This window comes from Pseudoalteromonas sp. NZS37, from assembly GCF_015864265.1.
GTDB lineage: Bacteria > Pseudomonadota > Gammaproteobacteria > Enterobacterales > Alteromonadaceae > Pseudoalteromonas > Pseudoalteromonas arctica.
Map to the genome: position 1 here is coordinate 1 of NZ_JADYXL010000072.1, position 560 is coordinate 560.

Annotated in this window: 1 protein-coding gene; it reads left to right on the forward strand. The window is 45.5% G+C overall.

From position 1 onward, the window contains the following. On the forward strand, window positions 1-560 hold a 560-nt coding region (locus I6F47_RS20490; protein WP_197184480.1), incomplete at its 3' end, for a GTP-binding protein.

A 560-nucleotide genomic window follows, 5' to 3' on the forward strand; every position in this document is an offset into this window, starting at 1 on the left:
ATGGCAAAAGAAAAGTTTGAACGCGTAAAACCGCACGTAAACGTTGGTACAATCGGCCACGTTGACCACGGTAAAACTACACTAACTGCAGCAATCACTAACGTACTTGCAAAAGTATACGGCGGTGTTGCTAAAGATTTCGCATCAATCGACAACGCTCCTGAAGAGCGCGAACGTGGTATCACTATTTCAACGTCTCACGTTGAATACGATACTCCTTCACGTCACTACGCACACGTAGATTGTCCTGGTCACGCCGATTATGTTAAAAACATGATCACTGGTGCTGCTCAAATGGACGGCGCGATCTTAGTAGTTGCTGCGACTGATGGCCCTATGCCACAAACGCGTGAGCACATCCTTCTTTCTCGTCAAGTTGGCGTTCCTTACATCATCGTGTTCATGAACAAATGTGACATGGTAGATGACGAAGAGCTACTTGAACTAGTAGAAATGGAAGTTCGTGAACTTCTTTCAGAATACGATTTCCCAGGTGATGACTTACCTCTAATTGCTGGTTCTGCGCTTAAAGCGTTAGAAGGCGAGAAAGAGTGGGAAGA